Genomic DNA, 25796 nt, shown 5'->3' with positions numbered 1-25796 from the left:
TGCCCTGGATCTGCAGAGCTGGGCGCCGCCCGCGCGGCGCTCACTTTCATAGACGATGCAAGCCTGCCGGTGAACAATGGGTCGCTCTACAGTGCCGCCGCCCTACCTGCGCAACGTCAATCCCCGTTCAGGCCACTCACGCAGCGACCCCGCGCATTGTGGCTATATTCCGACCGTGCGCTGTTGTTTTTTATTCCTCCGGTCTTCCCAGTACATCACTGCAGCCCCTGCAAATGAGAGCAGGCTGAGCGCGCAGAAGAACACAATCCCTTCTGCAGCTTTCCGATCACTCGTTTCGTTTACACGTTGCCTGATTGAAGGGTCGGATAATACTTCGTCATGGGTCGATAAAGTCCTCGCGATAGGGCCAGAAAAGGTATCTTCGATTTCTACGAACAGCGGAGTTACCTTACTGACGTTGGCATTATCGTAGCGAGCCCGGTCCACGTACATCCATGCCTTCGCCCGCTGGCCGTTAGGCGAATAGTAGCGAACGCCTAAACTGTATATGGATTTGTCGTAATCCCATATCTCAGGTTTTGAGATCAGAGACGCGGGGATGCGAGTCCATGGAGCGGTAATGGGCTCGATTTTTTCCCCATAGCCTAAGAGAAATATGGGTAAAAAACAGAGGAATGCGAACCCCACCATGATCAGGCACTTTACACGGTCGTGTGGAGGCAGGCTGCGCATCAGTTTGATCCAAGCTCCCCAAGTTAGCATTGGTGCCTCTCTATTATAAGTGATTGCCGGTCAGCGATATTTATCTTGCCGTGGTGCAGCGCAGCAGCATATGTATGTTGCTCCAATTAAACCCACTCGATGACTCGTGAGACTTGCTCGTGATTGTTGCTTTTAGTTTTCGGTGACGGCGTGATCGAGTGTGATTGTGTTCTGTATAAATAGTTTTTTGTCGATTGTCGTGATCGCCAAGTCGATAGGTGTTTTCCTCGAGTTGCGAAGATTTTTCGCAAAACGATGGCGGCTGTGACGATAGTATTTTTTATTTTGGGAGGCGATAGGACCAAGCACTCGCTTACTGAGAAGAATCTCCTACGAAGCCGTAGGAGGTTTAGAGGTGGCGTGTAGGTATTTTCTAAATAGAGCCGTCGGCCGGCATCTGTTAGCGGTGGTGGGGTCACCTACCGCGTCGGAGCAGTCAGCAATCCCAGGGAACCTTCCCCCCCACCAATCTGGTCTAGTCTGATTAATGACCGGCACCGGGCCACGGATGTGCACTTGAGTGCCCGGGCCGGTTCACCATTGGAGTCCTTGGGAGGTGCCCTCATGAGCCTGCTGCTCGAGCCTTACACCCTGCGTCAGCTGACGTTGCCCAACCGCATCGCCGTCTCGCCGATGTGCCAGTATTCCGCCGTCGATGGCTTGGCCAACGACTGGCACCTTGTTCATCTGGGCAGTCGCGCTGTAGGTGGCGCCGGGTTGGTCATCAGCGAAGCGGTGGCCGTGACCGCCGATGGCCGTATCACTGCCGAAGACCTCGGCCTGTGGACCGATGAGCAGATCGCCCCACTGCAACGCATCACCCGCTTCATCACCGCCCAGGGTGCTGTGCCGGGTATTCAGCTAGCCCACGCCGGGCGCAAGGCCAGTACCCATCGCCCCTGGCTGGGCAAGCATGGCAGCGTCAAGATCGAAGACGGCGGCTGGCAGCCGGTGGGGCCGTCGAAGATTGCCTTCGACCCTGAGCACACTGCACCGCGTGAGTTGAGCAAGGACGAGATCCAGGACGTCATCGCCGCATTCGTCAAAGCGACCGAACGGGCGTTGCAAGCAGGTTTCAAGGTGGTCGAAATCCACGCAGCCCATGGCTATTTACTGCACCAGTTCCTCTCGCCGCTGAGCAACCAGCGCCGCGATGAATATGGCAGCTGTTTCGAAAACCGCATCCGCCTGACCCTGCAGGTGACCGAGGCAGTGCGCAAGGTCTGGCCGCAGGAACTGCCGCTGTTCGTTCGCGTTTCGGCAACCGACTGGGTCGAGGATGGCTGGAACCCTGATGAGACGGTCGAACTGGCCCGCAGGCTGCGTGGGTTGGGGGTTGACCTGATCGACGTGTCGTCGGGTGGAACCTCGATGAACGCCGAGATTCCGACCGGCCCTGGCTACCAGACTCGCTTCGCCGAGCGTGTACGCAAGGAATCGGAAATCGCTACCGGCACGGTGGGCATGATCACCGAACCGGCCCAGGCTGAACACATCCTGCGCACGGGGCAGGCCGACCTGATCTTCCTGGCTCGCGAGCTGCTACGCGATCCTTACTGGCCGTTGCATGCCGATGATGACCTGGGTGGCAACAGGGCTACGTGGCCGGCGCAGTATCAACGGGCTACCAGCCGGGCGAATCCGATACATGAGTCGGACCTGCGGGACTGATCAACCACCTCAGCTGTAAGCGGCCTTGCTCAGAATATCGCTGACCCACTGATTGATGCTTTTTTCCGCCAGCTCGGCCTTTGCGGCCACGCTGGCGTGAAGGGTAGGCTCAAGACGCAGGCTCAGCTTCCCCGAATAAGTCTTTTGCGGCTCGCGGCCAAGGCGTTTACAGGTTTCCAGGTAGTCATCAACGGCCTCCTCGAATGCTTGTCGCAATTCACTGATCGATTCGCCGTGAAAACCAATCACGTCACGTATGCCCGCAACGTGTCCAATCAGCAACTTGTCCTCGTCACTGTATTCGATTCTTGCGGCATAGCCGCGGTAGGTCATGACATTCATGGTGTTACTCCGGCCTGCTCAAGGAACTGGCGGGCGTCGCGCAATTGATAGGTTTTGGCATGCTTGTCCGGGTGAGGCCGATGGAAGGTGGCAACGGCCCCATTGAGCTCGAAACGAACTCGCGAACCTCGACCTTCGATGACATTGGCACCAACTGATATCAACAGTGACTCCAGCCGGACCCATTCCAAGGCCTTGGGCACTGGTTTCCTGAAAATGGCTTCAAGGGTCGATCTCTGATGATTATTCATGGTATCAGACTATGATACCAGTCGATTTTTACACAACAGCCGGACTGTAGGAGATAGGGACGGTGATTGAAGGAAAGGTCCTAGGTATTCCTGCGAGGACCATCGCCACTTCATACCGGCCTCCTTGCTGACTTGTCTCAGCAGAGGCCGGTAGCTTCACATCACGTTCAATGCTTGATCATCACATGCCGCACACAGGTGTAATCCTCCAGCCCATACATCGACAGATCCTTCCCATACCCCGAATGCTTCTGCCCACCATGGGGCATTTCGCTGACCAGCATGAAGTGGGTATTGACCCAGGTGCAGCCATACTGCAGGCGCGCCGCCAGGCGGTGGGCGCGGCCGGTGTCGCGGGTCCACACCGACGAGGCCAGGCCGTACTCCGAGTCGTTGGCCCATTCCAGCGCCTGGGCTTCGTCGGTGAAGCGCGTTACAGATACCACCGGGCCGAACACTTCGTTGCGGACGATCTCGTCATCCTGCAACGTGTCGGCCAGCACCGTCGGCTCGAAGAAAAAACCATCACCCGGCAGTGCCTTGCCCCCGGTGACCAGGCGAATGTGCGGCTGGGCGATGGCGCGTTCGACCAGGCCGGCCACCTTGTCACGGTGCTGGGCGCTGATCAGCGGGCCGAGTTCGGTGTCTTCGGCGTCCTGCAGGCCGGCTTTCAGGCTGGCCACGGCTTTGCCGAGGCGTTCGACGAAACGTTCGTAGATGCCAGCCTGTACATACAGCCGGCAGGCCGCGGTGCAGTCCTGGCCGGCATTGTAGAAACCGAAGGTGCGGATGCCGTCGATGGCGGCATCGATGTCGGCGTCGTCGAATACCAGTACCGGCGCCTTGCCGCCCAGCTCCATGTGCATGCGCTTCACGCTGTCGGCAGTGGCGCCGATGATGTGCGCGCCGGTGGGGATCGAGCCGGTCAGCGAAACCATGCGCACCTTTGGGTGGGTGATCAGCGGGTTTCCGACGGTCTGGCCGCGGCCGAAGAGTATGTTCAGCACGCCCGCAGGCAACACGTCCTTGGCCAGTTCGCCGAGGCGCAGGGCGGTCAGCGGGGTCAGCTCGGACGGTTTGATCACCACGGTATTGCCGGCAGCCAAGGCCGGCGCGATTTTCCACGCCAGCATCATCAGCGGGTAGTTCCAGGGCGCGATCGAGGCCACCACGCCCAGCGGGTCCCGGCGGATCATCGAGGTGTGCCCGGGCAGGTATTCACCCGCCGCCGAGCCACCCAGGCAGCGGGTGGCACCCGCGAAATAGCGGAACACGTCGGCGATGGCCGGTATCTCGTCGTTCAGCGCGGCGCTGAAGGGTTTGCCACAGTTCTGCGACTCCAGGCGGGCCAGCTCATCGGCGTGTGCCTCGATGATGTCAGCCAGCGCCAGCAGGGCCATGGACCGTTCTTTCGGGCTGGTTTGCGACCAGCTGTCGAAAGCCTGGTCGGCGGCCCGCACAGCGGTATCGACCTGGGCCTCGGTGGCTTCGTTGAGCTGCGCCAGGGCGCTGCCCTCGGCCGGGTTGAGCACGGTCCAGGTCGGGCCTTCGCCGGCGACCAGGCGGCCATTGATCAGCATGTTGGTTTGCATCGGGGGCTCCTTGTGGGTCATTTGCCGCTGCCCGTGACGCTTTCACCGCCGCGGGTCAGGTAGTAGGCGCCGAGGATCGGCAGCATGGTCACCAGCATCACCAGCATGGCGACCACGTTGGTCACCGGGACGTCGCGCGGGCGGCTGAGCTGGTTGAGCAGCCAGATTGGCAGGGTGCGCTCGTGGCCGGCAGTGAAGGTGGTGACGATGATTTCGTCGAATGACAAGGCGAACGCCAGCATGCCGCCGGCCAGCAGCGCCGAGCCGAGGTTGGGCAGGATGATGTAGCGGAAGGTCTGCCAGCCATCGGCGCCGAGGTCCATCGACGCTTCGATCAGGCTCTGCGAGGTGCGCCGCAGGCGGGCGATCACGTTGTTGTAGACGATCACCACGCAGAAGGTGGCATGGCCGACCACGATGGTGAACAGGCCCGGCTCGATACCCAGCGTCTTGAACGCGGACAGCAGGGCGATGCCGGTGATGATCCCGGGCAGGGCGATCGGCAGGATCAGCATCAGCGAGATGCTCTCCTTGCCAAAGAAGCTGCGCCGGTACAGCGCCGCCGAGGCCAGGGTGCCGAGCACCAGGGCGATCAGCGTGGCCAGGCAGGCCACCTGCAACGACAGCTTGATCGCTTCGAGCACGTCCGGGCGGGCGAAGGCCACGGCGAACCATTTGAGGGTAAAGCCCTTGGGCGGGAAGCTGAATGCCGCGTCTTCGGTGTTGAAGGCGTACAGAACGATGATCAGGATCGGGAAGTGCAGGAACAGCAGCCCGCCCCAGGCCGCCAGGCGCAGGCCCATCGACGCTTTTTCAGAGTGCATCGAAGGCCCCCAGGCGCTTGACGATGGACAGATACACCGCAATCAGCACGATCGGCACCAGGGTGAACGCCGCGGCCATGGGCATGTTGCCGATTGCCCCTTGCTGGGCGTAGACCATGCTGCCGATGAAGTAGCCGGGCGGGCCGACCAGTTGCGGCACGATGAAGTCGCCGAGGGTGAGCGAGAAGGTGAAGATCGAGCCGGCGGCGATGCCCGGTACCGACAACGGCAGGACCACCTGCAGGAAGGTCTGCCCCGGCCGGGCGCCGAGGTCTGCCGAGGCTTGCAGCAATGACGGCGGCAGGCGTTCCAGCGAGGCCTGCACGGGCAGGATCATGAAGGGCAGCCAGATGTACACGAACACCAGAAAGCGCCCCAGGTGCGAAGTCGACAGCGTGCTGCCGCCCACGCCGGGCACGGCCAGCAATGCCTGCAGCAGGCCTTCGAGGTGCAGTTGCTGGACGAACCACTGCGCGACGCCACCCTTGGCCAGCAGCAGCGTCCAGGCGTAGGTCTTGACGATGTAGCTGGCCCACATCGGCATCATCACGGCGATGTAGAAGAACGCCTTGGTCTTGCCGCTGGTGTAGCGCGCCATGTAGTAGGCGATGGGGAATGCCAGCACGGCGCTGGCCAGTGAGACCGCCACGGCCATGGTCAAGGTGCGCAGGATGATGTCGAAGTTTGACGGGTTGAACAGCGCGGCGAAGTTGCCAAGGGTCAGCGTTGGGGTGACCGCCATGGTGAAGTCGTCGAAGGTGTAGAACCCCTGCCACAGCAAATTGAGCAACGAGCCCAGGTAAATGGCGCCGAACCAGGTCAGTGGCGGGATCAGCAGCAACAGCAGGTACAGGTTGGGGCGGCGGTAGAGCAGGTTGGAAAAACTGCGCAACGGGCTCATCTCACCGGCCCTCGGCCAGGACGGTTTCCTGCAGCGCCGTCATCGCCTCGCGCGGCCAATGCGCCTGCACCCGCTGGCCGGTTTGCAAGTCCTGTGGCCGTTCATGCCAGCGGTCGTTGGCCTGGCTGACCGCCAGCAGTTGGCCGCTGTCCAGCTGCAGCTCATAACGGGTGGCGCTGCCCTGGTACTGAACGTCGCGCAGCAGACCGCTGATCTGCACGCCGTCAACCGCGCCGGGCTGGCTCAGCAGGCGGATATGCTCGGGGCGGATGGAGAAGGGGGCCCGGCTGCCACTGAGTTGCTCGGCCAGGTCGCCGCGGACCACGTTGGAGGTGCCGACAAACTCGGCAACGAAGGTGGTGGCCGGTTTCATGTACAGGTTGCGTGGGGTATCGACCTGCTCGATGCGGCCGCGATTGAACACCGCCACGCGGTCAGACATCGACAGTGCTTCGGTCTGGTCGTGGGTAACGAAAATGAAGGTGATGCCCAGCTGGCGTTGCAACTTTTTCAGCTCACCCTGCATCTGCTCACGCAGTTTCAGGTCGAGTGCGCCCAGCGGCTCGTCGAGCAACAGTACCCGCGGCCGATTGACCAGCGCCCGCGCCAAGGCCACGCGCTGGCGCTGGCCACCGGAAAGCTGCGCCGGTTTGCGCTCGCCATAACCCGCCAGGGCCACCATCGCCAAGGCCTCCTCGGCGCGCCCATGGCGCTCGGCCTTGGCCACGCCCTTGACCTTGAGGCCGTAGGCGATGTTGTCGCGCACGTTCATGTGCGGGAACAGTGCGTAGTCCTGGAACACGGTGTTGACGTCGCGTTGGTAGGGCGGCACGCCAGCGGCTTCGACGCCATGGATGCGGATGGAGCCACTGTCGGGCTGCTCGAAGCCGGCGATCAGGCGCAGGCAAGTGGTCTTGCCCGAACCGGAAGGGCCGAGCATGGAGAAGAACTCGCCGTCGACGATGTCGATGCTGACCTGGTCGACAGCCTTGACCTCGCCGAAGGTGCGCGATACCTGGGTGAACTGGACTGCTAAGGGCATGGGCACGACTCAGTTGTTCATCAATTGGCCTCAATGGCCTAATCGCCGGCAACAACGCGAACAGTGTGGGAGCCGGCTTGCCGGCTTGCCGGCGATGAGGCCGGCACAGGCCAAATAAAACTCAACGCCCGCCCATGATCGCAATGTAGTCCTGCGTCCAGCGGCTATACGGCACGAACTTGCCGCCCTGGGCCTGTGGGGTCTTCCAGAAGGCGATCTTGTCGAAATTGTCGAAGCCGTTGGTCTTGCAGCCCTCGGCCCCCAGCAACTCGCTGCCGGTACAGGCCGCCGGCACCGCCGGCAACGAGCCGAACCAGGCCGCCACGTCGCCCTGTACCTTCGGCTGCAGTGACCAGTCCATCCATTTGTAGGCGCAGTTGGGGTGCTTGGCCTCGCTGTGCAGCATGGTGGTGTCGGCCCAGCCGGTGGCGCCTTCCTTCGGTATGGTCGAGGCTACCGGCTGGTTCTCCGCCTTCAGGCCATTGACCATGTAGCCCCACGAACTGGATGCGACCACGCCTTCGTTTTTCACATCGCTCATCTGCACCGTCGCGTCATGCCAGTAACGGTGAATCAGCGGTTGCTGCTGGCGCAGCAGGTCGAGCACCGCCTTGTACTGGGCTTCGTTCAGCTCGTACGGGTCCTGGATGCCCAGTTCAGGCTTGGCCGACTTCAGGTATAACGCTGCATCGGCGATGTAGATCGGCCCGTCATAGGCCTGCACGCGGCCCTTGTTCGGTTTGCCATCGGGCAGGTCCTGCGCTTCGAACACCACGCTCCAGCTGTTCGGCGCCTGCTTGAAGGTTTGGGTGTTGTACAGCAGCACGTTTGGCCCCCACTGGTACGGGGTGCCGAAAACCTGCTTGTCGACGACGTACCAGCCGCCGTTCTGCAGGCGCGGGTCGAGGTTCTTCCAGTTGGGGATCAGCGCGGTGTTGATCGGTTGCACTTTCTTGCCGACGATCAGGCGTAGCGAAGCGTCGCCGGAGGCGGTGACCAGGTCGTAACCGCCCTTGTTCATCAGGCTGACCATTTCGTCGGAGGTGGCGGCGGTCTTGACGCTGACCTTGCAGCCGGTCTCCTTTTCGAAACCCGTGACCCAATCGTAGGCCTTGTCGCTCTCGCCGCGTTCGATGTAGCCGGGCCAGGCGACGATATCCAGCCGGCCTTCGCCGGCGCCCAGGGCCTTGGGCAGCTCGGCGGCCTGCAGGCCGGCGCTGGCCAGCAGCGCGCCGGTCACGGCGCCGAGCAATGCGGTCTTGTGCACTGACATGGTGTTCCCTCTTTTTGGAGATCTTGGTCGGGGCAGTCGTCAAGAAAGCAGTGGAGCGATTGTCATAAGCGTAGTGCGCTTGCGCGACTTCGAGTCTAGTTGCGTTTTTTGCTTGTCCACGCAACATCCGGAAGCAAATCCAGGGATGGCCTTCCACCCGCCAGGCCGTACTCTGCGGGTTACCTTCGTTACCGTGGAGACGCACGCATGAACACCCGGGGCCTGCTCGATCAATTGCTCAAATCCGGCCAGGAACTGCTGAACAAACAGTCAGGCTCAGGCAAGCCCTCGACCGGTGGCGCCGGCCTCGGCAGCCTGCTCTCCGGGGCTGGCGGCGGGGCCTTGGGGGCTGGGGCGCTGGGCTTGTTGCTGGGCAACAAGAAAGCGCGCAAGTACGGCGGCAAGGTGATCACCTACGGCGGCTTGGCCGCGCTCGGGGTGCTCGCCTACAAAGCCTATGGCAACTGGCAGGCCCGCCAGGGGGCAGGGCAGGCGGGCGAACCGCAAACCCTCGACCGCCTGCCGCCGGCACAGGCCGAGCAGCACAGCCAGGCGGTATTGCGCGCACTGGTGGCGGCCGCCAAGTCCGATGGCCATATCGACGAGCGCGAGCGCACGCTGATCGAGGGCGAATTCACCCGCCTGGACAGCGACCGCGAGCTGCAGCACTGGCTGCACGACGAGCTGAACAAACCGCTGGACCCGGCCGAAGTAGCCCGCGCCGCGCAAACGCCGGAGATGGCCGCCGAGATGTATCTGGCCAGCCTGATGATGGTCGACCAGGAGAACTTCATGGAACGTGCCTACCTGGACGAACTGGCGCGGCAGCTGCGCCTGGACCCGGCGCTGCGCCAGGAGCTGGAAAGCCAGGCGCGCCTTGGCGCAGGGCAATAACCTGCAAATGGCCTGTCCATCAGGCATGGATGCCTGATTACCCCGCATTTCAGCCGCAAAAGCGTAGGAAGCCTGGGCTATACTTCGGCGATTTTCCCGCTCGTTGTGAATTCCTGAGGGCTGAATGTGAAGAACTGGACGTTGCGCCAACGGATCCTGGCAAGTTTCGCCGTGATCATCGCCATCATGCTGCTGATGATCGTGGCCGCCTACTCACGGTTGGTGGCGATCGAAAGTGCCGAGGAGGCGGTCGGCACCGACAGCATTCCCGGGGTTTACTACAGCTCGATGATCCGCAGCGCCTGGGTCGACAGTTACGTCACCAGCCAGCAGTTGGTGGGGTTGTCCGACCACCGCGAAATCACTGCGGCAGACATGGAACTGTTCAAAAGCTTTGAAGACCGCCTCAAGCAGCACATGGCCAGCTATCAGCAGACCATTCAGGACAATGACGACCAGGCGCGCTTCGACACCTTCATCCAGATGGAGGAAACCTACACGCATATCATCGGCCAGGTCCTGGACGCTTACCGTCGGCACGACTACACCGAAGCCGAGCGGCTGATCAAGGACGTCCTCACCCCGGCCTGGGTGGACGGCCGCAAGCACCTCAACACGGTGATCGAGCACAACCGCGAATCCGCCGATGCCGCTACCCACGAGATCGTCAGCGCCGTGAGCACCGCCAAGGGCAGCATGATCGTCTCGCTGCTGTTGGCGATCGTTGCGGCCGGTATCTGCGGCCTGTTGCTGATGCGTGCTATCACCGCCCCCGTACAGCGCGTGGTGCATGCCCTCGACAAATTGCGTTCGGGCGACTTGAGCATGCGCCTGAGCCTCGACCGCAAGGACGAGTTCGGCGCCATCGAAAGCGGCTTCAACGAAATGGCCGAGGCGCTGGCCAACCTGGTGTCCCAGGCCCAGCGTTCGTCGGTGCAGGTGACCACCTCGGTCACTGAAATTGCCGCCACCTCCAAGCAGCAGCAGGCCACCGCCACCGAAACCGCGGCCACTACGACCGAAATCGGTGCCACCTCGCGTGAGATCGCCGCTACCTCGCGCGACCTGGTGCGCACCATGACCGAAGTCACCAGCGCCGCCGACCAGGCGTCGAGCCTGGCAGGTTCCGGCCAGCAGGGCCTGGCGCGCATGGAAGACACCATGCACCAGGTGATGGGCGCTGCCGACCTGGTTAACGCCAAGCTGGCGATCCTCAACGAAAAGGCCAGCAACATCACCCAGGTGGTGGTGACCATCGTCAAGGTCGCCGACCAGACCAACCTGCTGTCGCTCAATGCCGCGATCGAAGCGGAAAAGGCCGGCGAGTACGGCCGTGGCTTTGCCGTCGTGGCCACCGAGGTGCGGCGCCTGGCGGACCAGACGGCGGTGGCGACCTACGACATCGAGCAGATGGTGCGGGAAATCCAGTCGGCGGTCTCGGCCGGGGTCATGGGCATGGACAAGTTCTCCGAAGAGGTGCGCCGCGGCATGTTCGAGGTGCAGCAGGTGGGCGAGCAACTGAGCCAGATCATCCACCAGGTGCAGGCGCTGGCGCCGCGGGTGCTGATGGTCAACGAAGGCATGCAGGCCCAGGCTACCGGTGCCGAGCAGATCAACCAAGCGCTGGCCCAGCTCAGCGATGCCAGCACCCAGACGGTGGAATCGCTGCGCCAGGCCAGTTTCGCCATTGACGAGCTGAGCCAGGTGGCCGCGGGCCTGCGCGGCGGTGTTTCGCGCTTCAAAGTCTGACCGCCATGACCGACCTGCACCCTCATACGGCAGCAGCGGCCAGCGCCAAGGGCACGCTGTACCTGCAGTTTCGTCTCAACGAGCAACGCTTTGCCCTGGACGTGCGCGAAGTGGTCGAGGTGCTGCCGCGCCGGCCGCTCAAGCCGATCGCCCAGGCTCCGGCCTGGGTCGCTGGCATTGTGGCCCACCGTGGCGCCCTGGTGCCGGTGGTCGACCTGTCGGCACTGAGCTTTGCGCGCCCGGCGGCAGCACGCACCAGCACACGCCTGGTGCTGGTGCGCTACCGTGGCGAGCATCAGCTTGGGTTGATCCTCGAACAAGCCACCGAAACCTTGCGTTGCCCCGCCGAGGAGTTCCAGCCCTATGGCCTGGACAACGGCGAGGCGCGTTACCTGGGCCCGGTTCGCCAGGACGCCAGCGGCTTGCTGCAGCGTATCGAAGTCGATGATTTGCTAACCGATGCCGTGCGCGAGCTGCTGTTCCCCCCTGAGCCCGGGCAGGTGCCAGCATGAGCGAGCAACGCTTCTTCCGCTTTTTGCAGGAGCGGATCGGCCTGGATGTCGACTCGGTGGGTGCGCCCATGGTCGAGCGTGCCCTGCAGCAGCGCTGCGTCGCGGTAAATGCCAGCGACTTGCACGACTACTGGCTGCGCTTGCAGCAGTCTGCAGAAGAACAGCAGGCGCTGATTGAGGCGGTGATCGTTCCGGAGACCTGGTTCTTCCGGTATCCAGAGTCGTTCACTGCGTTGGTCGGGCTGGCCCACAAGCGCCTGGCCGAGCTTGCCGGCGAACGGCCCCTGCGCTTGCTGAGCCTGCCGTGCTCCACGGGGGAAGAACCCTATTCCCTGGCCATGGCTCTGCTCGACTCCGGGATGAGCCCGACGGCGTTCCATATCGACGGCATCGATATCAGCCCCAATTCGGTGGCCAAAGGTGTGCAGGGCGTTTATGGACGCAACTCGTTCCGTGGCAGCGAGCTGGCGTTTCGCGAGCGGCACTTCCACGAGTTCGACGACGGCCACCTGCTGGATGAGCGCGTTCGCGCACAGGTCAGCCTGACAGTGGGTAACGTGCTCGATCCCGCTTTGAGCAGCCGCAATGGCGACTACGACTTCGTGTTCTGCCGCAACTTGCTGATCTATTTCGATGTGCCGACGCAACAGCGGGTGTTCGAAGTGCTCAAGCGCCTCACCCATGCCCAGGGCGTGCTGTTCATCGGGCCGGCTGAGGGCAGCCTGCTGGCGCGGCTGGGTATGCGGCCGTTGGGGATCGCCCAGTCGTTTGCCTATGTCCGCCAGCCGGCGGATACGCCCTCGGCGCCACCGCCGATTCGGCGCAGCCTGCCGACGCCAGCAGCGCCGAGCCGGCCCATGCCTGCAGCTGCGCCCGTTCTGCGGCCATTGCGCCAGGCCCCGGTTGCCGCGCCTGGCGCCGCCCAGCGCGAAAGCGAAAGCGAGTTGCTGGCCAGCATTGCCCGCCAGGCCAACGCCGGCGACAGCGTGCAAGCCCGCGCCAGTTGCCAGCGCTACCTGCAGCATTTTGCGCCCAAGGCCCAGGTGTATTACTGGCTGGGCCTGCTCAGCGATACCGAAGGCGATGCCCGCCAAGCGCTGACCCATTACCGCAAGGCCTTGTACCTGGAGCCTCAGCACCCCGAAGCGCTGTTGCACCTGGCCATGCTGCTGGCGGCCCAGGGCGACGAAGCCGGTGCCCGCCGCTTGCAGGAACGTGCGGCGCGCGCAGGCCGGGAGAGTGAACGATGAATGTCGAACACGCGATCGAGCTGCTCGCTGAGGATGACGAGCGCATCGACGATTGCTGGAACCGGATCGGCGTGCACGGCGACAAGCAGTGCCCGCTGCTGGAGCGGCATATCCATTGCCGCAATTGTGAAGTTTACGCCGCCGCTGCCACCCGCCTGCTCGACCGTTATTCACTGGCCCAGGACGATCAGGTGCATGAGGCTGCAGTGGTCGAGAGCCACGCCGGGCGCTCGTTGCTGTTGTTCCGCCTGGGCGAGGAGTGGCTGGCCCTGGCCACCGCGTGCCTGGCCGAGATTGCGCCAGTGCAGCCGGTGCATTCCTTGCCCCATCAGCGCTCGCGGGTGCTGCAAGGGGTGGCGAATGTGCGCGGTGCGCTGGTGCCGTGCCTGTCGTTGAGCGAGCTGTTGGGGCTGGCGCATGGGCCTGAGCAGGCGCGCAGCGGCCGCAGCATGCCACGGCTGCTGATACTCGCGGCGGCGGGCGGGCCCGTGGTGTTGGCGGTGGACGAGATCGACGGCATTCATCGCCTCGACACCGCACTGCCGGGCGCCCCGCAAGATTGCGCGCCGTACACTGCTGCCGTGCTGCAGTGGCGCGGGCGCAGCGTACGCGTGCTGGACGATCAACAACTACTGTCTGCCGTGCAGCGGAGCCTGTCATGACCCCTGAGCAAATGCGCGACGCATCGTTGCTCGAACTGTTCAGCCTCGAAGCCGAAGCCCAGACCCAGGTGCTCAGCGCGGGCCTGATGGCCCTGGAGCGCAACCCGACCCAGGCCGACCAGCTCGAAGCCTGCATGCGCGCGGCGCACTCTCTGAAAGGGGCGGCACGCATTGTCGGCATCGATGCCGGGGTCAGCGTGGCCCATGTCATGGAAGACTGCCTGGTAGCCGCCCAGGAAGGCCGCTTGCTGCTGCGCGCCGAGCACATCGACGCACTGCTGCGCGGCACTGACCTGCTGCTGCATATCGCCACACCCGGTGACCCCGCAGGTGAGGCGGCAGTCCCCGTGTTCCTGGCGCAGATGGCAGGCCTGCTCGACCCAGCTGCCGCGCCTTTACCACCCGCGCTGCCGGCCGAGCCTGTGGTGCCCGTTTTTGTCCCGCCAGTGGTCGAGCCGGTTCTCAGCGACCCCGAGCCCGAAGCCGAACCGCTGCTGCCGCGCAAGGCCGGTAAACGCGGTGGGGAAGGCGGCGAGCGGGTGCTGCGGGTAACCGCCGACCGGCTCAACAGCCTGCTCGACCTGTCGAGCAAATCGCTGGTCGAGACTCAACGCCTCAAGCCTTATCTCGCCACCTTGCAGCGCCTCAAGCGCATGCACGGCCAGGGCATGCGCGCCCTTGACGGGCTGAAGAGCCAACTGGAAGACAGCGGCCAGAGCCTGGAAGTGCTCGACGCGCTGGCCCAGACCCAGCGGCTGCTGGTGGAAACCCAGCAGATCCTGCAACAACAGGCCGCCGACCTCGACGAGTTCGGCTGGCAGGCCAGCCAGCGCGCCCAGTTGCTCTACGACACCGCCCTGGCCTGCCGCATGCGCCCGTTTGCCGATGTGCTCACCGGGCAGAGCCGCATGGTGCGTGACCTGGGCCGCTCGCTGGGCAAGCAGGTGCGCCTGCAGATCGACGGTGACAAGACCCAGGTCGACCGCGATGTGCTGGAAAAACTCGAAGCACCGTTGACCCACCTGCTGCGCAACGCGGTCGACCATGGTATCGAACTGCCCGAGCAGCGTTTGTTGGCAGGCAAGCCGGAAGACGGCGCAATCCGCCTGCGCGCCTCGCACCAGGCCGGGATGTTGATACTCGAACTGAGCGATGACGGCGCTGGCATCGACCTGCAGCGGCTGCGGCGCAGTATCGTCCAGCGCGGCTTGTCCCCGGCAGAAACCGTGGCGCAGATGAGCGAAGCGGAGCTGCTGACCTTCCTGTTCCTGCCGGGCTTCAGCATGCGCGACACGGTGACCGAAGTGTCCGGCCGCGGCGTTGGCCTGGATGCGGTACAGCATATGGTTCGGGACTTGCGCGGTTCGATCGAGCTGACCCAGCAGGCCGGCCAGGGCTGCCGCTTCCACCTGGAAGTGCCGCTGACGCTGTCGGTGGTGCGCAGCCTGGTCGTGGAAGTCGGCGGTGAAGCCTATGCGTTTCCGTTGGCGCATATCGAGCGCACGCTGGAGGTAGCGGCCGAGCAGATCGTGCAGATCGAAGGCCGTCAGCATTTCTGGCACGAGGGCCGGCATATCGGCCTGGTGGCGGCCACCCAGCTGCTCAACCGGCCGACCGCACAGGGCGATCAAAGCAGCTTGCGGGTGGTGGTCATTCGCGAGCGTGAGCAGTTGTATGGCGTGGCCGTGGAACGCTTGATCGGCGAACGTGTGCTGGTGGTGATGCCGCTGGATCCGCGCCTGGGCAAGGTTCAGGACATTTCGGCAGGGGCACTGCTGGACGACGGCTCGGTGGTGTTGATCGTCGATGTCGAAGACCTGCTGCGTTCGGTCGAGAAGCTGCTCAGCACCGGCCGCCTGGAGCGCATCGAGCGTGGCGTGCAAGGCGGCCGTGGTGCCAGCCGCAAGCGCATTCTGGTGGTCGACGACTCGCTCACCGTGCGCGAGCTGCAACGCAAGCTGCTGAGCAACCGCGGCTTCGAGGTGGCGGTAGCGGTCGATGGCATGGACGGCTGGAACGCGCTGCGCAGCGAAGCGTTCGACATGCTGATCACCGATATCGACATGCCACGCATGGACGGTATCGAACTGGTCACCCTGGTGCGCCGCGACCAGCGCCTGCAGGCCCTGCCGGTGATGGTGGTGTCGTACAAGGACCGCGAGGAAGATCGACGGCGTGGCCTGGACGCTGGCGCCGACTACTATTTGGCAAAGGCCAGCTTCCACGATGATGCGTTGCTGGATGCCGTGGTAGAACTGATCGGAGATGCTCAGGGATGAAGATCGCCATCGTCAACGATATGCCCATGGCGGTAGAGGCGTTGCGCCGGGCCTTGGCGTTCGAGCCCGCGCACGAGGTGATCTGGGTCGCCGGTGATGGCGCCGAGGCCGTGCGCCAGTGCGCCGTGGCCACCCCCGACCTGATTCTCATGGACCTGATCATGCCGGTGATGGACGGTGTGGAGGCGACCCGGCGGATCATGGCCGAGACGCCGTGCGCCATCGTCATCGTCACCGTCGACCGCAAGCAGAACGTGCACCGGGTGTTCGAAGCCATGGGCCATGGCGCGCTGGATGTGGTCGACACCCCGGCCCTGGGGGCTGGGGATGCGCGTGAGGCGGCGGCGCCGCTGCTGCGCAAGATCCTCAATATCAGCTGGCTGATCGGCCAGCAACGGCCCGGCGTGACCAAACCGGTGGCGGCACCCTTGCGTGATGCCGCACAGCGCCGCGGCCTGGTGGCGATCGGCTCGTCGGCCGGTGGGCCAGCCGCGCTGGAAGTGCTGCTCAAGGGGCTGCCCAAGGCGTTTCCGGCGTCCATCGTGCTGGTTCAGCATGTCGACCAGGTGTTCGCCGCTGGCATGGCCGAGTGGCTCGCCAGCGCTTGTGACCTGCCGGTGCGCCTGGCCCGTGAGGGCGAGCCACCGCAGCCCGGCCAGGTGCTGCTGGCGGGCACCAACCACCATATACGCCTGCTGCAGAACGGCCAGTTGGCCTACACTGCCGAACCTGTCAACGAAATCTACCGGCCCTCGATCGATGTGTTCTTCGAGAGCGTGGCGCGCTACTGGCGCGGCGATGCGGTGGGCGTTTTGCTCACCGGCATGGGCCGCGATGGCGCCCAGGGCCTCAAACTGATGCGCCAGCAAGGCTTTCTGACCATCGCTCAGGACCAGTCCAGCAGTGCAGTCTATGGCATGCCCAAGGCTGCCGCGGCAATCGGTGCGGCGGTGGAAATCCGTCCGCTGGAGCGGATTGCCGGGCGCTTGATGGAAATCTTCGCACAATGACGAATGTATTGAATCACCCCGCCCACGCGGCCGTGATCAGGTGAATACGGATGACTGATCTACCCATCGAAGGTTTTGCGACCGCCAATGAAAATTCGGCGATGGTCTTGCTGGTCGACGATCAGGCGATGATCGGCGAAGCGGTGCGTCGTGGCCTGGCCCACGAAGAGAACATCGACTTCCACTTCTGCGCCGACCCGCACCAGGCGGTGGCCCAGGCCATGCGCATCAAGCCCACGGTAATCCTCCAGGACCTGATCATGCCGGGCCTGGACGGCCTGTCCCTGGTGCGCGAGTACCGCAACAACCCGGCCACCCAGGACATCCCGATCATCGTCCTGTCGACCAAGGAAGACCCGCTGGTCAAAAGCGCTGCCTTCGCGGCAGGTGCCAACGACTACCTGGTCAAGCTGCCGGACACCATCGAGCTGGTGGCGCGCATCCGCTATCACTCGCGCTCGTACCTGACCCTGCTGCAGCGCGACGAGGCATACCGTGCACTGCGGGTGAGCCAGCAACAACTGCTCGACACCAACCTGATGCTGCAGCGGCTGATGAACTCGGACGGCCTGACCGGGCTGTCCAACCGCCGCCATTTCGACGAGTACCTGGAGCTGGAATGGCGCCGGGCCATGCGTGAACAGCAGCAGTTGTCGTTGCTGATGATCGATGTCGATTACTTCAAGGTCTACAACGACAGTTTCGGCCACCTGGCCGGGGACGAGGCGTTGCGCCAGGTGGCCGAGGCCATTCGCGGTTCCTGCGCACGGCCCACCGACCTGCCGGCGCGCTACGGTGGCGAGGAGTTCGCCCTGGTGCTGCCCAATACCTCCCCGGGCGGTGCCCGCCTGGTCGCCGAGAAGCTACGCCAGACCGTGCATGGCCTGAGTATTCCGCACACAGCGCCGCAGGCCGATTCGCGGCTGACCGTCAGCATTGGCCTGGCGACCCACACACCTGCGATCGGCAGCCATTGCCGGCAGTTGATTTCGGCAGCGGACAAGGGCTTGTACCTGGCCAAGAACAGCGGCCGCAACCAGGTCGGCATTGCCTGAGGCACGAGCGGTAGCCCAACGGGCTGCCGCAGCTCCCTGGATCGGTTATACTCGCGGGCTTTTCACCGAATTCGTACGAGAGCCGCGCGCCCATGGAAATCCAACCGATTCTGAACACCATCAAGGACCTCACCGAGCGTTCCCAGTCCATTCGGGGGTATCTTTGACTACGATCAAAAGCATGACCGCCTGATCGAAGTCAACCGGGAGCTGGAAGACCCAGCCGTGTGGAACAAGCCCGAGTATGCCCAGGCCCTGGGCCGCGAACGCGCCATGCTGGCGCAGGTCGTCGAGACCCTGGACAAGATGTCCGGCGGCCTGGCCGACTGCAAGGACCTGCTCGACATGGCCGTCGAGGAAAATGACGAAAACGCCGTGAGCGACGTCGTGACCGAGCTGCAAGGCCTGGAAGAGAACCTGGCACAGCTTGAGTTCCGTCGCATGTTCAGCGGCGAGATGGACATGAATAACGCCTACCTGGACATCCAGGCCGGCTCCGGCGGTACCGAAGCGCAGGACTGGGCCAACATCCTGCTGCGCATGTACCTGCGCTGGGCCGACAAGCGCGGTTTCGACGCCACCATCATCGAGCTCTCCGAAGGCGAGGTCGCCGGTATCAAGGGCGCCACCGTGCACATCAAGGGCGAGTACGCGTTTGGCTGGCTGCGCACCGAGATCGGCGTGCACCGCCTGGTGCGCAAAAGCCCGTTCGACTCCGGCGCCCGTCGTCACACGTCGTTCTCGGCGGTGTTCGTGTCGCCCGAGATCGACGACAAGGTCGAGATCGACATCAACCCGTCCGACCTGCGTATCGACACCTACCGCTCCTCGGGTGCCGGTGGTCAGCACGTGAACACCACCGACTCTGCGGTGCGTATCACCCACGTGCCTACCAACACCGTGGTGGCCTGCCAGAACGAACGCTCCCAGCACGCCAACAAAGACACCGCCATGAAAATGCTGCGGGCCAAGTTGTACGAGCTGGAAATGCAGAAGCGCAACGCCGCTTCCCAGGCGCTTGAAGACAGCAAGTCGGACATCGGCTGGGGCCACCAGATCCGCTCCTACGTGCTGGATGACTCCCGCATCAAGGACCTGCGTACCGGCGTAGAGCGCAGCGACTGCCAGAAGGTTCTGGACGGCGACCTCGACCAGTACCTGGAAGCGAGCCTCAAGCAGGGGCTGTAAGCCGCACACCACCGCCGCGATGCCCGGCTGCCTGCCGGCATCGCGTGCCCTGCCCGACAAGGGCAACGAATACCTGATGGAAAGAATGACGACATGAGCGACCTCAAGACCGAATCGCAAGACCTGCAACAGGAAGAAAACACCCTGATCGCCCTGCGCAAGGAAAAGCTTGCCGCAGAGCGCGCCAAGGGCAATGCCTTCCCCAATGACTTCCGTCGCGACAGCTACTGCAACGACCTGCAGAAGCAGTACGCCGACAAGACCAAGGAAGAACTGGAAGCTGCAGCGATTCCGGTCAAGGTTGCCGGGCGCATCATGCTCAACCGTGGCTCGTTCATGGTGATCCAGGACATGACCGGTCGCATCCAGGTCTACGTCAACCGCAAGACCCTGCCGGAAGAAACCCTGGCCGCCGTCAAGACCTGGGACCTGGGCGACATCATCAGCGCCGAGGGCACCCTGGCGCGCTCCGGCAAAGGCGACCTGTACGTCGAAATGACCAACGTGCGCCTGCTGACCAAGTCGCTGCGCCCGCTGCCCGACAAGCACCACGGCCTGACCGACACCGAGCAGCGCTACCGTCAGCGCTACGTCGACCTGATGGTCAACGAAGAAACCCGCCACACCTTCCGTGTGCGTTCGCAGGTGATCTCGCACATCCGCAAGTTCCTCACCGAGCGCGACTTCCTCGAAGTCGAAACGCCGATGCTGCAGACCATCCCGGGTGGTGCCGCGGCCAAGCCGTTCGAAACCCACCACAATGCCCTGGACATGGCCATGTTCCTGCGTATCGCGCCGGAGCTGTACCTCAAGCGTCTGGTGGTCGGTGGCTTCGAGAAGGTCTTCGAGATCAACCGCAACTTCCGTAACGAAGGCGTATCGACCCGGCACAACCCCGAGTTCACCATGCTCGAGTTCTACCAGGCCTACGCCGACTACAACGACAACATGGACCTTACCGAAGAGCTGTTCCGCGAGCTGGCGCAGCTGGTACTGGGCAGCACCGACGTGCCGTACGGCGACAAGGTGTTCCACTTCGGCGAGCCGTTCGTGCGCCTGTCGGTGTTCGACTCGATCCTCAAGTACAACCCTGAGCTGACTGCCGCCGACCTGCAGGACGTCGACAAGGCGCGTGCTATCGCCAAGAAAGCCGGTGCCAAGGTGCTCGGCCATGAAGGCCTGGGCAAGCTGCAGGTGATGATTTTCGAAGAGCTGGTCGAGCACAAGCTGGAGCAGCCGCACTTCATCACCGAGTACCCGTTCGAAGTCTCGCCGCTGGCGCGCCGCAACGACGAGAACCCGGCTGTAACCGACCGCTTCGAGCTGTTCATCGGTGGCCGCGAAATCGCCAACGCCTACTCCGAGCTCAACGACGCCGAAGACCAGGCCGAGCGCTTCCTGGCCCAGGTGGCCGAGAAAGACGCCGGTGATGACGAAGCCATGCACTACGATGCCGACTTCGTTCGCGCCCTGGAATACGGCATGCCGCCGACCGCCGGTGAAGGCATCGGCATCGACCGCCTGGTGATGCTGCTGACCAACTCGCCGTCGATTCGCGACGTGATCCTGTTCCCGCACATGCGTCCACAGGCCTGAGCCATTTGAACAAGCCGCCTTACGAGGCGGCTTTTTCTTGCCTGAAACCTTATGTTGTCTGTCAGGTCCTATCGCCGGCAAGCCGGCTCCCACAGGTACCGCACCGCGCTTGAATACAGTGGGGTAGCTGTGGGAGCCGGCTTGCCGGCGATAGGACCGGTACAGTCACCCCAAGATCGATGAGGTACACCCGTGACCCCCGCAACCGCCCAGCAAGGCGCCGCCGGCATTGCCACCGCCGTCGCCGAAAGCGTGCAATACCAGGGTCGCAAGACCGCCCGCCAAGGCAGCGAACAGCGTCGCCAGCTGATCCTCGACGCCGCCATGCGCATCGTCGTGCGTGATGGCGTGCGTGGCGTGCGTCACCGTGCGGTGGCCGCCGAGGCGGGCGTGCCGCTGTCGGCCACCACCTACTATTTCAAGGATATCGAGGACCTGCTCACCGATACCTTCGCCCAGTACGTCGAGCGCAGCGCCGCCTACATGGCCAAGCTCTGGGCCAATACCGAAGTGGTCCTGCGCCAGCTGCTGGCCCAGGGCGATGGCAGCGCGCAATCGCGGGCGCGGCTGGCCGACGAAGTGGCACGCATGACCGCCGACTATGTATCCCGTCAGTTGCTCAACCGTCGCGACTTCATGATGGCCGAACAGGCCTTCCGCCAGGAGGCGCTGCTGTGCCCGCGCCTGGCCGAGCTGGTGCGTGCCCATGAGCAGATTCTGCTGCATGGCACGCGGCAGCTTTTGCAGGTCGTCGGCTCGCAGCAGCCGGAACAGGACGCCCAGATGTTGACGGCGATTATCGAGCAGATGGAATATCAGGGCCTGCTCAAGGACGCCGATGCGCAAGCCGATGGGCAGATGCTCGCTATGCTTACCCGTTACCTGCACCTGGTGTTGGCATCGGCCTGAGCACAGTCCGAACTTTCAAGGAGAACCTGATGAAAGCCTGGCGTGTGGTGTTGTTGACGTTGTCATTCCTGCTGCTGGGCGGTTGTCTGGTGACCTTCCATGAGCCGCTGCCGAGTAATCAGGCGGCGCCCAAGGCCCTGCTCGGCCAGTGGAGCAGCAAGGATGCCTGGGGCGAACCGCTGAAACTGGTCATCAGCCGCAGTGGCGCCGATGCCTACAAGGCCGTGGCTACGGCCAAGGGCAAGAAACCTGCAGAATATGTGTTCACCGTATCGCGCCACGGCAACCGCTGGTACCTCTCGGCCGGTGTGCCCAAGCGCCTGGGTGGCAATTTCCTGATCGGCGGCTTCGATATCGTCGATGGCAAGGAGCTGGTGCTATACAACCTCGACGTCGAGCAGGTGCAGCAGGCGGTCGAGAAGAAGGAGCTGAGCGGGCACAGCACCGAGGTACCCGAAGACAACGGCGCAGGCGTGCTGATCGACAGCCCGTCCGCGCGGGTGCTGGCCTACCTGGATGACCCGGCCAACTCCGACCTGTTCGTCGAGGTGGCACGCTTCCAGCGCAGCGGCAAATAGCCAGGATCTGATTTCAAGGAGTCCCCGGTGGACGAGTATCAGCAGACCATACGCGCGCTGTCCGACCGCATTGTCGCGGCGCAGACCCCGATCCGCGTGCTGGATGCGGTGAAGTGGGACGACAGCATTCGCCAGGGCTTCCTCAAGTCCAAGGGCAAGGAGCCACCCGCGGTAGACCGCGCCTATTACCAGTCGCGCCCGCTGTCGTTCGATTCCAGCGCGGTCAAGGCCGAGTTCCAGAGCATCGAGCGCGACATCACCCGTCGGCTCGGCCAGTTCAACCCGGTCGGGCAGATCATGCGGCGCATGTGCAAGGAGTACCGCATGGTGGTGCGCATGCTCGAAGCGCGCGGCACCGAAGACTTCGGCCTGATCTCCCAGGAACTGTACGGCGCGGCGTCCGATGCCTTCCACGCCGGCGACCCGACCCTGGCCGATCTGGGCCTGATGCTTTCCGACTACCTGAACAACATCGATGGCCGTGGCGACCTCAAGGACGAGCCAAAGAACCTCACTGCCAAGGAGGCCGTGGACATTCTCCAGCGCCGCCTGAACAAGGTGTTCGGCGAGGCCGAGGAAACCATCCGCGTGTTCGAGTCCGATGGCATCGTCGCCGATGCTGCAGCGGGCGCCGACTACATCAAGGTCCGCGCTGACGCCATGTTCAACAGCCGCGACGTGCGCGCGCTGGAGGTGCATGAGGGGCTGGTGCACGTGGGTACCACACTGAACGGGCTCAATCAGCCGATCTGCACCTTCCTCGCCAAGGGCCCGCCCTCGTCGACGGTGACCCAGGAGGGCCTGGCGATCCTCATGGAGGTGATCGCCTTTGCTTCCTACCCCAGCCGCCTGCGCAAGCTCACCAACCGCACCCGCGCCATTCACATGGTCGAGGAGGGCGCTGATTTTCTGCAGGTGTTCGAATTCTTCCGCGCCCAGGGCTTCGAGATGGCGCAAAGCTACAGCAACGCCAGCCGGGTGTTCCGCGGTTCGGTGCCCAATGGCTTGCCGTTTACCAAGGACTTGTCCTACCTCAAAGGCTTCATCATGGTTTACAACTACATTCAGTTGGCCGTGAAGAAGGGCAAGCTTGAGCAGATTCCGCTGCTGTTCTGCGGCAAGACCACCCTCGAAGACATGCGCACCTTGCGCCAGCTGGTCGAAGAGGGCCTGGTGGAGCCGCCCAAATACCTGCCGGAGCAGTTTCGCGACCTCAACGCGCTGTCGGCGTGGATGTGCTTCTCCAACTTCCTCAACCACCTGAGCCTTGATCGCATTGAAGCCGATTACGCGAACATTCTCTGAGCGCTGCCGCTGGCTGGCACTAGGCATGTTGCTGCTGGGGCTTGGGGGGTGCAGCAGCCTGCTGTTCTACCCAGAGCCTGGCCAGCCGTTCACGCCGGAGCGGGCGAAGCTGCAGTACCGCGATGTCACCCTTTCTACCGCGGACGGTGTCCGCCTGCATGGCTGGTGGCTGCCAGCCAAGGCCGGCGTGGCGGTCAAAGGCACGGTGCTGCACCTGCATGGCAACGGCGGCAACCTGGCCGGGCACCTTGGCGGCAGCTACTGGCTGCCGGAGCAAGGCTACCAGGTGCTGATGATCGACTACCGCGGCTATGGCTTGTCCCAAGGCAAGCCTGGCTTGCCGGAGGTCTATGAAGACATCGCGGCGGCCATGGCCTGGCTCGACCAGGCACCCGAGGTCAAGGGCAAGCCCTTGGTGTTGCTGGGGCAGAGCCTTGGCGGGGCGATGGCCATTCACTACCTGGCCGAGCACCCGGACCAGCGCCAGCGCTTCAGCGCGTTGGTGTTCGATGGGGTGCCGGCCAGCTATCGCGATGTAGGGCGGTTTGCCCTGAGTACCTCATGGATGACCTGGCCGTTGCAGGTGCCGTTGTCCTGGCTGGTGCCCGATGGCGACAGCGCGATCCGTTCGGTGGAGCGCCTGAGTAGCCCGCCGAAGCTGTTCTTCCACAGCATCGACGACAACCTGGTGCCGATGAACAACGGCATCCGGCTGTACCAGCACGCACCGCCACCGCGGGTGCTGCAACTGACCCGTGGCGGCCACGTGCAGACGTTCGCTGACCCGGTGTGGCGCCAGGTGATGCTGCGCTTTCTCGATGACCCGAGCCATTTCAACGGCCTGCGGCGGCTCGCCGAAGTGCCCAACTACCCTGACGAGAAGAACAAGCAATGAGTGAAGAACGCAACGCCATCCCGCTGATTCTGACCGGTGTCGGCAGCATCATCGTGACGGTGGGGGCCCTCTGGTATTACGGCTACCTGCATTTCGCGAAACCGGAGGATGCACTGCTGTTGCAGGACTTCACCATGCTCAAGACCATTCCCGGCGAGGATTACAAAGTATCCCTCGACCCGGCGCCGCAGGTGGCGCAGTGCGTGGATGGCGTGCTGGTGTTGTTCGACACCGAACAGAAAGGCCTGACCGGCGTGCTGGTGGACAACCGCAAGCGTGCGGTGCGGTGCATGGGCGAGGAGACGCCGAAACAGGTGCAGTGAGCAGTCACTTGCTTTGGCTGTACCGGCCTTTTCGCGAGGCAAGCCCGCTCCCACAGGTACCTCACTTGTGGCAGCAGGCTTGCCCCGCGAAGAGGCCGGAACAGACAAACAAAAAACCCCGCCATCACGGCGGGGTTCTTGTTTCAGCTAGCCAGCTTACTGCGCCTGGCTTACCGAACGCGGTGCCACCGGCTGGTTGTCGTTGGAGATGGTCACCTCCACGCGGCGGTTCTGCGCACGGCCCGAGTTGCTGGAGTTTTCAGCCACCGGGTACTCCTTGCCGTAGCCTTGGGCGACGATGCGCGCCGGGTCTACGCCTGCACGTACCAGGGCCATGCGCACGGCAGCGGCGCGGCGCTCGGACAGGGTCTGGTTGTAGTTGGCCGAGCCGACGCTGTCGGTGTAGCCCTCTACGATCACCTTGCGCTCAGGGTTTTCCTGAAGGAACTGCGCCAGCTTGGTGACGTTAGGCAAGGCGCTGCTCTTGAGCTCGGCCTTGTTGAAGTCGAACAGCACATCGCCGAACGTGACCAACGTACCGCGGTCGGTCTGCTTGGCGTTGAGGCTGTCCTGCAGCTTGGCGATCTGTGCGTCGCGGGCATCCAGCTTGGCCTGGGCACGCTGGGCGGAGGCGTTTTTCAGCTCGCCTTCGGCGGTGCGCAGGGCGATGGTCTGCTTGGCCACTTCGACACGCTGGTTGGTCAGGTAAGCCAGCTGGTCGACCTTCTGGGTGTCCTCACGGTCCATGTAGGCCTTGTCGGCCTTGTTCAGCCAGTCCTGGGCGTCCTTGGTTTCAAGGGCCGCGACCTTGCTCGACTGCGGGTCGCTCTGCAGCGACGAGAAGTTGGTGCGGGCCGACTCCAGGTTGGCGTTCGGGTCGTGCGAGCAAGCAGCGAGACCGACGCTCAGGGCCAGCAGGGCGGGAATCATGACGTAGTTGCGCATAGTGTTCATCCTTTGATCGAGTGCGAA

General features: G+C 63.5%; 25 protein-coding genes. 16 read left to right on the top strand and 9 right to left on the bottom strand.

Annotation, left to right across the window (positions count from 1 at the left end; genetic code table 11):
• Positions 1–162 precede the first annotated feature (162 nt).
• The gene (locus ABEH27_RS01420) at positions 163–693 is read right to left on the bottom strand and encodes a hypothetical protein (RefSeq protein ID WP_346611847.1); all 531 of its coding nucleotides are present in this window, start codon (positions 691–693) and stop codon (positions 163–165) included.
• A 594-nt stretch (positions 694–1287) separates the two neighbouring features.
• Between ABEH27_RS01420 and ABEH27_RS01415 the strand changes: the two genes are divergently transcribed.
• Complete coding sequence (locus ABEH27_RS01415) at positions 1288–2394, top strand: NADH:flavin oxidoreductase/NADH oxidase (RefSeq protein ID WP_346611846.1); 1107 nt, start codon at positions 1288–1290, stop codon at positions 2392–2394.
• A 9-nt stretch (positions 2395–2403) separates the two neighbouring features.
• Here ABEH27_RS01415 and ABEH27_RS01410 read toward each other — a convergent pair whose 3' ends face one another.
• The 7 genes from ABEH27_RS01410 to ydcS form a co-directional block, all read right to left on the bottom strand.
• Entirely contained in the window at positions 2404–2736 is a 333-nt protein-coding gene (locus ABEH27_RS01410; protein ID WP_346611845.1) for a type II toxin-antitoxin system HicB family antitoxin, read from the bottom strand.
• A complete protein-coding gene (locus tag ABEH27_RS01405; RefSeq protein WP_346611844.1) occupies positions 2733–2987 on the bottom strand; it encodes a type II toxin-antitoxin system HicA family toxin in 255 nt (84 codons plus the stop codon). Before ABEH27_RS01405 ends, ABEH27_RS01410 begins: the two co-directional genes overlap by 4 nt.
• Positions 2988–3154: 167 nt before the next feature.
• Positions 3155–4579: a gamma-aminobutyraldehyde dehydrogenase gene (locus ABEH27_RS01400; RefSeq protein ID WP_346611843.1), complete on the bottom strand. Its 1425-nt coding sequence runs from the start codon at positions 4577–4579 to the stop codon at positions 3155–3157.
• A gap of 17 nt (positions 4580–4596) precedes the next feature.
• Positions 4597–5403: an ABC transporter permease gene (locus tag ABEH27_RS01395; protein ID WP_346611842.1), complete on the bottom strand. Its 807-nt coding sequence runs from the start codon at positions 5401–5403 to the stop codon at positions 4597–4599.
• Positions 5393–6304: an ABC transporter permease gene (locus ABEH27_RS01390; RefSeq protein WP_346611841.1), complete on the bottom strand. Its 912-nt coding sequence runs from the start codon at positions 6302–6304 to the stop codon at positions 5393–5395. Before ABEH27_RS01390 ends, ABEH27_RS01395 begins: the two co-directional genes overlap by 11 nt.
• A 1-nt stretch (position 6305) precedes the next feature.
• Positions 6306–7346, bottom strand: a complete 1041-nt coding sequence (locus tag ABEH27_RS01385) for an ABC transporter ATP-binding protein (protein ID WP_346611840.1) — start codon at positions 7344–7346, stop codon at positions 6306–6308.
• Between the two features lie 121 nt (positions 7347–7467).
• Entirely contained in the window at positions 7468–8619 is a 1152-nt protein-coding gene (ydcS, locus tag ABEH27_RS01380) for a putative ABC transporter substrate-binding protein YdcS (RefSeq protein WP_346611839.1), read from the bottom strand.
• A gap of 207 nt (positions 8620–8826) precedes the next feature.
• Between ydcS and ABEH27_RS01375 the strand changes: the two genes are divergently transcribed.
• From ABEH27_RS01375 to ABEH27_RS01305, 15 genes are all read left to right on the top strand, one after another.
• Positions 8827–9513 (top strand): tellurite resistance TerB family protein, encoded by a 687-nt coding sequence (locus ABEH27_RS01375; RefSeq protein WP_346611838.1) that lies wholly within the window; start codon positions 8827–8829, stop codon positions 9511–9513.
• 126 nt (positions 9514–9639) lie between these two features.
• On the top strand, positions 9640–11262 hold the full coding sequence (locus ABEH27_RS01370) for a methyl-accepting chemotaxis protein (protein WP_346611837.1): 1623 nt from the start codon (positions 9640–9642) through the stop codon (positions 11260–11262).
• A gap of 5 nt (positions 11263–11267) precedes the next feature.
• Positions 11268–11774, top strand: coding sequence for a chemotaxis protein CheW (locus tag ABEH27_RS01365; protein ID WP_346611836.1), 507 nt, complete (start codon positions 11268–11270; stop codon positions 11772–11774).
• Positions 11771–13024 (top strand): CheR family methyltransferase, encoded by a 1254-nt coding sequence (locus tag ABEH27_RS01360; RefSeq protein ID WP_346611835.1) that lies wholly within the window; start codon positions 11771–11773, stop codon positions 13022–13024. Before ABEH27_RS01365 ends, ABEH27_RS01360 begins: the two co-directional genes overlap by 4 nt.
• Positions 13021–13686 carry a chemotaxis protein CheW gene (locus ABEH27_RS01355; protein WP_346611834.1) on the top strand — a complete coding sequence of 222 codons (666 nt, stop codon included), beginning with the start codon at positions 13021–13023 and terminating at the stop codon, positions 13684–13686. The genes ABEH27_RS01360 and ABEH27_RS01355 overlap by 4 nt, the downstream gene beginning before the upstream one ends.
• Complete coding sequence (locus ABEH27_RS01350) at positions 13683–15965, top strand: hybrid sensor histidine kinase/response regulator (RefSeq protein WP_346611833.1); 2283 nt, start codon at positions 13683–13685, stop codon at positions 15963–15965. The genes ABEH27_RS01355 and ABEH27_RS01350 overlap by 4 nt, the downstream gene beginning before the upstream one ends.
• Entirely contained in the window at positions 15962–16975 is a 1014-nt protein-coding gene (locus ABEH27_RS01345; RefSeq protein ID WP_346611832.1) for a chemotaxis response regulator protein-glutamate methylesterase, read from the top strand. The genes ABEH27_RS01350 and ABEH27_RS01345 overlap by 4 nt, the downstream gene beginning before the upstream one ends.
• A 50-nt stretch (positions 16976–17025) precedes the next feature.
• Entirely contained in the window at positions 17026–18030 is a 1005-nt protein-coding gene (gene wspR, locus ABEH27_RS01340) for a Wsp signal transduction system regulator diguanylate cyclase WspR (protein WP_346611831.1), read from the top strand.
• A 92-nt stretch (positions 18031–18122) separates the two neighbouring features.
• A protein-coding gene (gene prfB, locus ABEH27_RS01335) for a peptide chain release factor 2 (protein ID WP_346611830.1) occupies positions 18123–19218 on the top strand; the annotation gives its coding sequence in 2 pieces (ribosomal slippage) (positions 18123–18194 and positions 18196–19218; 1095 coding nt in all).
• A 93-nt stretch (positions 19219–19311) separates the two neighbouring features.
• Positions 19312–20814: a lysine--tRNA ligase gene (gene lysS, locus ABEH27_RS01330; protein WP_346611829.1), complete on the top strand. Its 1503-nt coding sequence runs from the start codon at positions 19312–19314 to the stop codon at positions 20812–20814.
• A 192-nt stretch (positions 20815–21006) separates the two neighbouring features.
• Positions 21007–21723: a TetR family transcriptional regulator gene (locus ABEH27_RS01325; RefSeq protein ID WP_346611828.1), complete on the top strand. Its 717-nt coding sequence runs from the start codon at positions 21007–21009 to the stop codon at positions 21721–21723.
• 29 nt (positions 21724–21752) lie between these two features.
• Positions 21753–22301 (top strand): hypothetical protein, encoded by a 549-nt coding sequence (locus tag ABEH27_RS01320; protein ID WP_346611827.1) that lies wholly within the window; start codon positions 21753–21755, stop codon positions 22299–22301.
• Between the two features lie 27 nt (positions 22302–22328).
• Positions 22329–23606, top strand: a complete 1278-nt coding sequence (locus tag ABEH27_RS01315; RefSeq protein ID WP_346611826.1) for a flavohemoglobin expression-modulating QEGLA motif protein — start codon at positions 22329–22331, stop codon at positions 23604–23606.
• The gene (locus tag ABEH27_RS01310) at positions 23578–24501 is read left to right on the top strand and encodes an alpha/beta hydrolase (RefSeq protein WP_346611825.1); all 924 of its coding nucleotides are present in this window, start codon (positions 23578–23580) and stop codon (positions 24499–24501) included. The genes ABEH27_RS01315 and ABEH27_RS01310 overlap by 29 nt, the downstream gene beginning before the upstream one ends.
• The gene (locus tag ABEH27_RS01305) at positions 24498–24824 is read left to right on the top strand and encodes a hypothetical protein (protein ID WP_346611824.1); all 327 of its coding nucleotides are present in this window, start codon (positions 24498–24500) and stop codon (positions 24822–24824) included. The genes ABEH27_RS01310 and ABEH27_RS01305 overlap by 4 nt, the downstream gene beginning before the upstream one ends.
• Before the next feature lie 156 nt (positions 24825–24980).
• On the opposite strand, the gene ABEH27_RS01300 is transcribed toward ABEH27_RS01305, so the two are convergent.
• On the bottom strand, positions 24981–25769 hold the full coding sequence (locus ABEH27_RS01300; protein ID WP_346611823.1) for an OmpA family protein: 789 nt from the start codon (positions 25767–25769) through the stop codon (positions 24981–24983).
• Positions 25770–25796 lie beyond the last annotated feature (27 nt).

The sequence above is a fragment of the Pseudomonas sp. P39-UII1 genome (assembly GCF_039672635.1).
Lineage (GTDB): Bacteria > Pseudomonadota > Gammaproteobacteria > Pseudomonadales > Pseudomonadaceae > Aquipseudomonas.
Note: the sequence above shows the minus strand (reverse complement) of the source record. Positions and strands in the feature narration are given on the sequence as shown.

Excerpts from the sequence above, each read along its gene's own strand:
- ABEH27_RS01420 (WP_346611847.1), bottom strand. The coding sequence starts at position 693 with ATGCGCAGCCTGCCTCCACACGACCGTGTAAAGTGCCTGATCATGGTG.
- ABEH27_RS01390 (WP_346611841.1), bottom strand. The coding sequence starts at position 6,304 with ATGAGCCCGTTGCGCAGTTTTTCCAACCTGCTCTACCGCCGCCCCAAC.
- ABEH27_RS01355 (WP_346611834.1), top strand. The coding sequence starts at position 13,021 with ATGAATGTCGAACACGCGATCGAGCTGCTCGCTGAGGATGACGAGCGC.
- lysS (WP_346611829.1), top strand. The coding sequence starts at position 19,312 with ATGAGCGACCTCAAGACCGAATCGCAAGACCTGCAACAGGAAGAAAAC.
- ABEH27_RS01300 (WP_346611823.1), bottom strand. The coding sequence starts at position 25,769 with ATGCGCAACTACGTCATGATTCCCGCCCTGCTGGCCCTGAGCGTCGGT.
- ABEH27_RS01360 (WP_346611835.1), top strand. The coding sequence starts at position 11,771 with ATGAGCGAGCAACGCTTCTTCCGCTTTTTGCAGGAGCGGATCGGCCTG.
- ABEH27_RS01320 (WP_346611827.1), top strand. The coding sequence starts at position 21,753 with ATGAAAGCCTGGCGTGTGGTGTTGTTGACGTTGTCATTCCTGCTGCTG.
- ABEH27_RS01405 (WP_346611844.1), bottom strand. The coding sequence starts at position 2,987 with ATGAATAATCATCAGAGATCGACCCTTGAAGCCATTTTCAGGAAACCA.
- ydcS (WP_346611839.1), bottom strand. The coding sequence starts at position 8,619 with ATGTCAGTGCACAAGACCGCATTGCTCGGCGCCGTGACCGGCGCGCTG.
- ABEH27_RS01305 (WP_346611824.1), top strand. The coding sequence starts at position 24,498 with ATGAGTGAAGAACGCAACGCCATCCCGCTGATTCTGACCGGTGTCGGC.
- ABEH27_RS01350 (WP_346611833.1), top strand. The coding sequence starts at position 13,683 with ATGACCCCTGAGCAAATGCGCGACGCATCGTTGCTCGAACTGTTCAGC.
- ABEH27_RS01415 (WP_346611846.1), top strand. The coding sequence starts at position 1,288 with ATGAGCCTGCTGCTCGAGCCTTACACCCTGCGTCAGCTGACGTTGCCC.
- ABEH27_RS01345 (WP_346611832.1), top strand. The coding sequence starts at position 15,962 with ATGAAGATCGCCATCGTCAACGATATGCCCATGGCGGTAGAGGCGTTG.
- ABEH27_RS01395 (WP_346611842.1), bottom strand. The coding sequence starts at position 5,403 with ATGCACTCTGAAAAAGCGTCGATGGGCCTGCGCCTGGCGGCCTGGGGC.
- ABEH27_RS01410 (WP_346611845.1), bottom strand. The coding sequence starts at position 2,736 with ATGAATGTCATGACCTACCGCGGCTATGCCGCAAGAATCGAATACAGT.
- ABEH27_RS01385 (WP_346611840.1), bottom strand. The coding sequence starts at position 7,346 with ATGCCCTTAGCAGTCCAGTTCACCCAGGTATCGCGCACCTTCGGCGAG.
- wspR (WP_346611831.1), top strand. The coding sequence starts at position 17,026 with ATGACTGATCTACCCATCGAAGGTTTTGCGACCGCCAATGAAAATTCG.
- ABEH27_RS01375 (WP_346611838.1), top strand. The coding sequence starts at position 8,827 with ATGAACACCCGGGGCCTGCTCGATCAATTGCTCAAATCCGGCCAGGAA.
- ABEH27_RS01400 (WP_346611843.1), bottom strand. The coding sequence starts at position 4,579 with ATGCAAACCAACATGCTGATCAATGGCCGCCTGGTCGCCGGCGAAGGC.
- ABEH27_RS01365 (WP_346611836.1), top strand. The coding sequence starts at position 11,268 with ATGACCGACCTGCACCCTCATACGGCAGCAGCGGCCAGCGCCAAGGGC.